This is a genomic window from bacterium, from assembly GCA_021372775.1.
Lineage (GTDB): Bacteria > Acidobacteriota > Polarisedimenticolia > J045 > J045 > JAJFTU01.
In genome coordinates, this window is record JAJFTU010000414.1 from 1 (window position 1) to 7,386 (window position 7,386).

General features: G+C 73.1%; 8 protein-coding genes. 2 read left to right on the top strand and 6 right to left on the bottom strand.

Features of this window, described 5'->3' with window-relative positions:
* Both LLG88_14225 and LLG88_14230 read right to left on the bottom strand, forming a co-directional pair.
* The coding region (locus LLG88_14225) for a CAP domain-containing protein (GenBank protein ID MCE5248066.1) at nucleotides 1-1,062 on the bottom strand (1,062 nt) is incomplete at its 3' end.
* A 1-nt stretch (nucleotide 1,063) separates the two neighbouring features.
* The gene (locus LLG88_14230; protein ID MCE5248067.1) at nucleotides 1,064-1,741 is read right to left on the bottom strand and encodes a Crp/Fnr family transcriptional regulator; all 678 of its coding nucleotides are present in this window, start codon (nucleotides 1,739-1,741) and stop codon (nucleotides 1,064-1,066) included.
* A 100-nt stretch (nucleotides 1,742-1,841) separates the two neighbouring features.
* On the opposite strand from LLG88_14230, the gene LLG88_14235 reads away from it, so the two are divergent.
* Nucleotides 1,842-2,735 (top strand): 4Fe-4S binding protein, encoded by an 894-nt coding sequence (locus LLG88_14235; protein ID MCE5248068.1) that lies wholly within the window; start codon nucleotides 1,842-1,844, stop codon nucleotides 2,733-2,735.
* Nucleotides 2,736-2,814: 79 nt separating this feature from the next.
* Nucleotides 2,815-3,222: a bacteriohemerythrin gene (locus tag LLG88_14240; protein MCE5248069.1), complete on the top strand. Its 408-nt coding sequence runs from the start codon at nucleotides 2,815-2,817 to the stop codon at nucleotides 3,220-3,222.
* Nucleotides 3,223-3,280: 58 nt separating this feature from the next.
* Here the strand turns inward: LLG88_14240 and LLG88_14245 are convergent, their stop codons facing one another.
* The 4 genes from LLG88_14245 to pstA all read right to left on the bottom strand — a co-directional run.
* Nucleotides 3,281-5,026, bottom strand: a complete 1,746-nt coding sequence (locus tag LLG88_14245; GenBank protein ID MCE5248070.1) for a cell wall metabolism sensor histidine kinase WalK — start codon at nucleotides 5,024-5,026, stop codon at nucleotides 3,281-3,283.
* Between the two features lie 16 nt (nucleotides 5,027-5,042).
* Nucleotides 5,043-5,720, bottom strand: a complete 678-nt coding sequence (phoU, locus tag LLG88_14250; protein MCE5248071.1) for a phosphate signaling complex protein PhoU — start codon at nucleotides 5,718-5,720, stop codon at nucleotides 5,043-5,045.
* Nucleotides 5,721-5,761: 41 nt separating this feature from the next.
* Nucleotides 5,762-6,574: a phosphate ABC transporter ATP-binding protein PstB gene (gene pstB / locus LLG88_14255; GenBank protein ID MCE5248072.1), complete on the bottom strand. Its 813-nt coding sequence runs from the start codon at nucleotides 6,572-6,574 to the stop codon at nucleotides 5,762-5,764.
* Between the two features lie 34 nt (nucleotides 6,575-6,608).
* A partial coding sequence (pstA, locus tag LLG88_14260; protein ID MCE5248073.1) for a phosphate ABC transporter permease PstA occupies nucleotides 6,609-7,386 on the bottom strand: 778 nt, incomplete at its 5' end.

A 7,386-nucleotide genomic window follows, 5' to 3' on the forward strand; every position in this document is an offset into this window, starting at 1 on the left:
CGCCGCCGGCGGCGGGGCGATGAAGAGCTGCGTGAAGTAGAGCGCTCCGTCGGCGTCCGCGGCCGCGCCGAGGCCGCTTTCGACGAACGCGGGATCCACTATGTTCGCACGGTGGCCCGGACTGTTCATCCAGCCGTCCGCCGCCGCCCGCGCCGGGTCTTCTTGGTTGCGGCTTTGGCCGATGTTCTCGGCGACCCGGCGGTACGGCACCCCCGCCGCCTGCACGCGCGCCGCAGGGGTGCGCCCCTCGGGCGAGACGTGCTCGAAGTAGCGCCGCGCGGCCATGTCCTCGCTGTGGGCGCGGGCCGCGGCGGCGAGCCGCTCGTCCCAGCGCAGCGGGAGGCCGCCGCCGGCCGCCTGCCGCCGGCGGTTGACCTCGTCGAAGAGGCGCCGCTCGAGCTGCGCGAGTTCGAGCGGGGAGAGGCGCGGGAGCGGCACGACGAGGATCGCGACCATGACCATGAAGCCGTCGTCGGTGCGCGCGTAGCCGATGCCGCATTCGCGGACGCGGGGGCCGAGCGCGGCGCCCCACGCGCCGCCGTAGCCGCGCCATTGGGCGAGCAGCGCGGCGGCGGCGTCCCGCGTCTCCGGGGCGAGGATCGTCTTCTCGTCGGCGGAACCGACGCCGGGAACGCCCTGCGCGGCGAGGAACGGGTCGAGCGGCGGCGGGCCGGCGGCGCGCACGGCGGCGGGCGACGCGGCGAGGCCCTTGGCGCGTTCCTCGGCCGCGGCCTGCAGCGCCGCGGGACGGGCGAGGGGCGGCGCGCCGAGGCGCGCGCGCTCGGCGGAGAGTGCGGCGAAGATCTCGTCCTGCACGGCCGCGGGGGGCGTGGGCGGCGGCGCGGCGAATGCGCCGAAGCACGCCGCGGCGAGGATGCAGACGCCGACGACGGCGCGCGCGAGGGGCGTTGCGGCGGACGCGCCGAGTCCGCTCCGGCGGGCCGAGCGCTCGACGCCGACGACGGCGCGCGCGAGGGGCGCCGTGCCGGACGGGCGGGGGCGTTGCGCGGCGCGCGGCATGAACGACGCGACGCGGAACGACCGAACGAACGGAAGCGTCATCTCAGCGTCCCTCGGCCATCGCGGCGAGGCCGGCGCGGTCGAGGATCCGCAGGCCGCGCGTCCCCTCGGCGGCGACGAGCCCTTGCTCGGTCATCCGCTTGAGGCAGCGGGAGAACGTTTCGGGCGTCGCGCCCAAGAGGTTCGCGAGCTGGTTCTTCGGCAGCTCGAGCGCGACGAGGCCCGTGCCGCCGGCCTCGGCGTCGCGGCGCAGCAGATGCGCGGCGAGGCGCGCCGGCGCCTCCTTCGTCGTCAGCGCCTCGATCTGGGCGGCGAAGTCGCGCAGCCGGCGGGCGAGCACGGCCATGAAGCGGAGCGCGAACTCCGGTCGGCGCGCGACGAGGTCGAGCAGCGCGGGGCGGGGAATCAGCACGGTGCGGCAGTCGTCGAGCGCGGCGGCGGTCGCGGGGTAGTCGCCCCCTTCGAGGACGGCGACCTCGCCGAACGGCTCGCCGGGACCCCAGACGTGCAGCAGCTGCTCCCGACCGTCCGCGCCCAGCCGGAAGACCTTCACGCGCCCTTCGGCCACGAGGTGCAGGCCGGCCGCCTGCTGCCCTTGGCGGAAGATCGCCTTGCCCGCGGCGTGGCGGCGGCGCACGGCGATCGCGGCCAGCGCGGCGAGGTCCTGCGGCGCGAGCCCGGAGAAGAACGACGAGCGCGCGAGGTCGTCCACGGTCGGCATCGATTGGCTCCTTGGGCGGCCATCATCGCGGCCGCGCTTGACGCCCGTCAAGGCGCGCATCCGCGAGGGGCGCCATGTTGTGGACGAAAGGAGCGGAACGATGCGCGCGACGCGGGAGATGATCGAGATCGACGAGGCGCTCTGCGACGGGTGCGGGGCCTGCGTGCCGTCGTGCCGCGAAGGGGCGTTGGTGATCGAGGACGGGAAGGCGCGCGTCGTCGCCGAACGTCTCTGCGACGGCTTGGGGGCCTGCGTCGGCCGCTGCCCGAAGGGGGCGCTGCGGGTCGTGCGCCGCGAGGCCGAGCCGTTCGTCGATCCGCACGCGCTCGACGCGCCGGCCGCTTCCTCCGCGGCGCCCGCGCCGCCCGCCGCGCGGGTCTCGGCCTCCGCTCCGCCCGCCGCGCGGGTCTCGGTTTCCGCTCCGCCCGCCGCGCGGGTCTCGGCCTCCGCGCCGCCCGCCGCGCGGCTCTCGGTTTCCGCGCCGATGGCCGCGCGCGGTTGTCCTGGCGCGGGCGTGCGGATGCTGCGTCCGCTCGCCGCCGTTGCGGCCGCGGCGTGCCCGTCCGATCCGGCCGCGTCCGCGTCCACGTCGGCCGGCTCGGCGTCCGCGGGCGCGTCGGCGCTGTCGCATTGGCCGGTGCAGATCCGGCTCGTGCCGCCGACCGCGCCGTTCCTCGACGGCGCGACGCTGCTCGTCGCGGCCGACTGCGTGCCGGTCGCCTGCCGCGCCTTCCACGACGAGCTGCTGCCGGGACGCGCGGTGATGATCGGCTGCCCCAAGTTCGACGACCTCGACGACTACGTGGAACGCTTCGCCCGTCTCTTCGCCGCGGCGAGACCGGCCGCGGTCGAGGTCGCGGTGATGCAGGTTCCGTGTTGCCAGTCGCTGCCGCTCGCCGTCGCGCGCGGCATGGAACTGGCCGGGGCGAACCTGCCGCTCGTCAAGATCGTCGTCGGGCTCGACGGGACGGTTCTCTCGCGGGAGCGGATCTGAGCGGCGGTTCTTCGTTGACAGCGCCGGAAGCCGGAACACAATCTCCGCCGTGCCGTGCCGCGCGCCGGCGGAGCCCCCGATGGCGTTCCTCGACTGGACCGACAAGTACGCGCTCAAGATCCGGGCGCTGGACGACGACCACCGGAAGATGTTCCGGCTGATCAACGCGCTGCACGACGCGATGACCGCCGGCGCGACCCGCGCCGTCGCGGCCTCGATCTTCGCCGAGCTGGCGGCGGCGACGCAGGCTCACTTCCGCGAGGAAGAGGGGCTCTTCGAGCTGCACGAGTACCCGGACCTCGCCGCGCACCGCGCCGAGCACCGGCTGCTGCAGCAGCAACTAGGGAACATCGAGGGGCGGTTCCGGCGCGGCGACACCGGCCTGACGCCGGCGCTCCTCAACTCGCTCAAGGCGTGGTGCACGAACCACGTCTTGGTCAGCGACTCCCGCGGCGCCGCGTATCTCGCGTCCCGCGGCGTCCGCTGATCCGCGCGTCACGCCGGCAACACCACCACGAGACGCGAGCCTTCGCCGCGCCGTCTCGTCACGCCGGCAACTGCACCACGAAGCGCGAGCCCTCGCCGAGGCGCGACTCGCAGCGCACCGTTCCGCCGTGCTGCTGGACGATGTGCTTGACGATCGCCAGCCCCAGCCCGGTGCCGCCGACCTCGCGCGAGCGGGCCGGATCGACGCGGTGGAAGCGGTGGAAGACCTTCTCCACGTCGGTCGAAGGAATCCCCGCGCCGGTGTCCTCGACCGCGATCTCGGCCCGTCCCTCCGCCGCGGCGAGGACGATCTTCACCGAGCCGCCGGGGCGGTTGAACTTCATCGCGTTGTCCACGAGGTTGACGACGACCTGCTCCAGCCGGCGACGGTCGGCCTCGACGACGAGCTTCTCCGCCCCCTCGACCGACACCGCGAGACCGAGCCGCTCGTAACGCGGCGCGAGTTGGGCGGCGACGTCGCGGCAGAGCGCGGCGACGTCGAGCGGCCGCTTGTCGAGCTTCGCCGCGCCGGTCTCGATCAGCGAGAGGTCGGCGAGATCCTCGACCAGCCCCGCCATCCGCTCGGCGTTGCGCTGGATCGTGCCGAGGAACCGCTCGCGCGCCTCGGGCGGCCCCTGCGGGTCCTCGAGCAGCGTCAGCGCGGCGGCCTTGATCGACGTCAGCGGCGTCCGCAGCTCGTGCGAGACGTTGGCCACGAACTCCTTCCGCAGCCCCTCCAGCCGCTCGAGGCGGGAGATGTCGAAGAAGATCACCACGACCCCGGCGCCTTGGTCCTTCTCCGCCGGCAGCCGCGCGGCGTGGATCTCGTAGACGCGGTCCTCGCCCGGATCGGCGATCCGCTCGTGGACTTCCCGCTCGCCGCCGAACGCCGCGTCCACCGCGGCGAGCACCGCCGGGCGCCGCAGCACCTCCACCAGCGGCCGGCCGGTCGGGTCCCCCTGCAGGCCGAAGACGCGGCGGAACGCCTCGTTGACGAGCCGGATCTTCCGGTGGTCGTCCACGAGGAGCAGCCCTTCCTGCATCCCGGCGATGACCGAGGCGAGCGAGCGCCGCTCCACTTCGACTTCGTGGATCTTGCCCGTGAGGGCGCGCCGCATCCGCTCCGCGGCCCGCCCCATGTCGCCGATCTCGTCCTCCCGCGCCGCGGGGATCGCCAGGTCGAGCTCCCCCGCGGCGACCCGTGCCGCGGCGGACGAGAGCTGCTCGATCGGCCGCGACCAGCGGCGCACGACGCCGTAGGCGAGCAGCGCCAGCGCGAACGGCGCGCCGACGACGAGCAGCGTGATCAGCCCGAGGTACGGCGCCTCGGCGCGGTCCACTTCCCACGCCGGCAGGGCGATCCGCACGAAGGCCAGGTCGCCCGCGCCGTCGAGGCGCCGCGCGAGGTAGTAGTAGCGCTCGCCGGTGCTGTCGGAGCGGCGGTAGGCCTGGCCCCAGCCCTCGGTCCGCGCCTGCATCATCTCCGGCCGGTCGAGGTGGTTCGAGAGACGTCCGAGCCGCTCGTCGGGGGCGGAGGAGTCGCCGACGACGCGCCCGTTGCGGTCGATCAGCGAAACGCGCACGTCGAGGCGCGTCCCCCAGTCGCGGGCCAGCGCGGGGTAGTCGGCGCCCGCGCCGGCCGTTCCGGCGAACCCCGCGAGGAGGTCGGCCTCGGCGCGCAGGCGCTCGACGTACCGGCCGTGCACGGCGGAGGAGACCATCGGCGCCACGCCGGCGCCGACGAGCAGTCCGGCCGCGGCGGCCGAGCCGGCCATCAACAGCAGCAGCTTGCGGCGGATCTTCAACGGTCGGCGCTCCTCGTCATTCGTCCTGCGGCTTGTCGTCGGGGAAGTGGTGCTTGATCACGCGCCCTTCGGACATGTAGACCACCAGCTCGCAGATGTTCGTCGCCTGGTCGCCGATCCGCTCGTAGCACTTGGCGACGAACGTCAGCCGGATCGCGCGGGAGATCGTCCGCGGATCCTCCATCATGTAGGAGAGCAGGACGCGGAAGACGTGCTCCATCTGCCCGTCGAGCTCGTCGTCCATCGCGATCACCGCGCGGGCGGCGTCGGGGTCGCGGTCGATGAAGGCGTCGAGCGCGCCGCGGACCATCTCCTGCGCGCGCCGGGCCATCTGCGGGATGTCCACGAGCTGCTTGATCGGCGGCTCGGCGGAGAGCTCGATCGACCGCTCGCAGACGTTGGCCGCGTGGTCGGCGATCCGCTCGAGGTCGGGGACGATCTTCATCGCGGTCGTCACGAACCGCAGGTCGCGCGCGGCGAGCTGGTAGCGGGCCAGCGTCTCCATCACCAGCTGGTCCACCTCCAGCTCGAGATGGTCGATCGCCTCGTCCTCGTCGATCACCACCTGCGCGAACTGCGCGTCGCGCTTGACCAGCGCCTCGACCGAGCGCCCGATCGCCTGCTCGACCAGCCCGCCCATCCGCTGCACCGCGGCCGCGAGGGCCTGAAGCTGCTGCTCGAAGTGTCGTTCCATCGCCGTCTCCCGGCGGCGCGCCGCGCCGCCCTTTCCGCCGGCTAGCCGAACCGACCGGTGATGTAGTCCTCGGTCTGCTTCTTGCGCGGGTTGAGGAACAGGTCCTCGGTCTTGCCGTACTCGATCACCTGCCCCAAGTAGAGGAAGGCGGTGTAGTCCGTGGCGCGCGAGGCCTGCTGCATGATGTGGGTCACGATGACCAGCGTGTAGTCCTTCTTGAGCTCTTCCATCAGCTCCTCGATCCGCGCCGTGGCGATCGGGTCGAGGGCCGAGCAGGGCTCGTCGAGCAGGATGACCTCCGGCTCGACGGCGATGGCGCGGGCGATGCAGAGCCGCTGCTGCTGGCCGCCGGAGAGGCCGAGGGCGCTCTCGTCGAGCCGGTCCTTGACCTCGTCCCAGAGCGCGCCGCCCCGCAGGCTGCGCTCGACGATCTCGTCGAGGTCGCTCTTGCGCGTCGCGCCGTGCAGACGCGGGCCGTAGGCGATGTTGTCGTAGATCGACTTGGGGAACGGGTTCGACTTCTGGAAGACCATCCCCACCCGCTTGCGCAGGGCGTTGACGTCGGTCGCGGCGCCGTAGACGTCGAGGCCGTCGAAGCGCAGGTTCCCCTCGATCCTTACGCCGTCCACGAGGTCGTTCATCCGGTTGACGCAGCGGAGCAGCGTGGACTTGCCGCAGCCGGAGGGGCCGATGAAGGCGGTGATCTTGCGCCGCGGGATCTCCAGCGCGATGTCGAAGAGGGCCTGCGACTGGCCGTACCAGAGCGAAAGCCGCTCGGCGACCAGCACCGGGTCCTCGATCGCCGGGAAGAGCGCCGGGTCGCGTTCTTCGGCGGCGTGGGGCGTTTCGGACATCGAAGTCTCCTGCGCGTCCGGGCGGCGGGCCGCCTCAGACGGCGCTGCTAGTGTACTTGGCGCGCAAGTGGTTGCGCAGCCCGATCGCCAGCAGGTTCATCGCCGCGACGACCAACACGAGAAGCAAGGCGGTGGCGAAGACCAGCGGCTTGGCGGCGTCCACGTTGGGGCTCTGGAAGCCGACGTCGTAAATGTGGAACCCGAGGTGCATGAACTTCCGTTCGAAGTGGACGAACGGGAAGGTCCCGTCCACCGGCAGCCGCGGCGCCAGCTTGACCATCCCGACGATCATCAGCGGCGCCACTTCCCCCGCGGCGCGGGCCATGGCGAGGATCATCCCGGTCAGGATGCCGGGCGCGGCGGCGGGGACGACGATCCGCCAGGTCGTCTCGAACTTCGTCGCGCCGAGCGCCAGCGATCCCTCGCGCACCGCGCGCGGCACCGCGGCGAGACCTTCCTCGGCGGCGACGATCACCACCGGCACGGTGAGGAGCGCCAACGTCAGCGCCGCCCAGAGGATCCCGCCCGTGCCGAAGGTCGGCGCGGGGAGCGCCTCGGCGTAGAAGAGCTTGTCGATCGTGCCGCCGACGAGGTAGACGAAGAAGCCGAGGCCGAACATCCCGAAGACGATCGAGGGGACGCCGGCGAGGTTGTTGACCGCGATCCGCACCGCGCGGACCAGCGGCCCCTGCTTGGCGTACTCGCGCAGGTAGACCGCGGCGAGCGCGCCGAGCGGGCTGACGACGAAGGTCATCAGGAAGACCATCATCACCGTGCCGAACAGCGCGGGGAAGACGCCGCCCTCGGTGTTC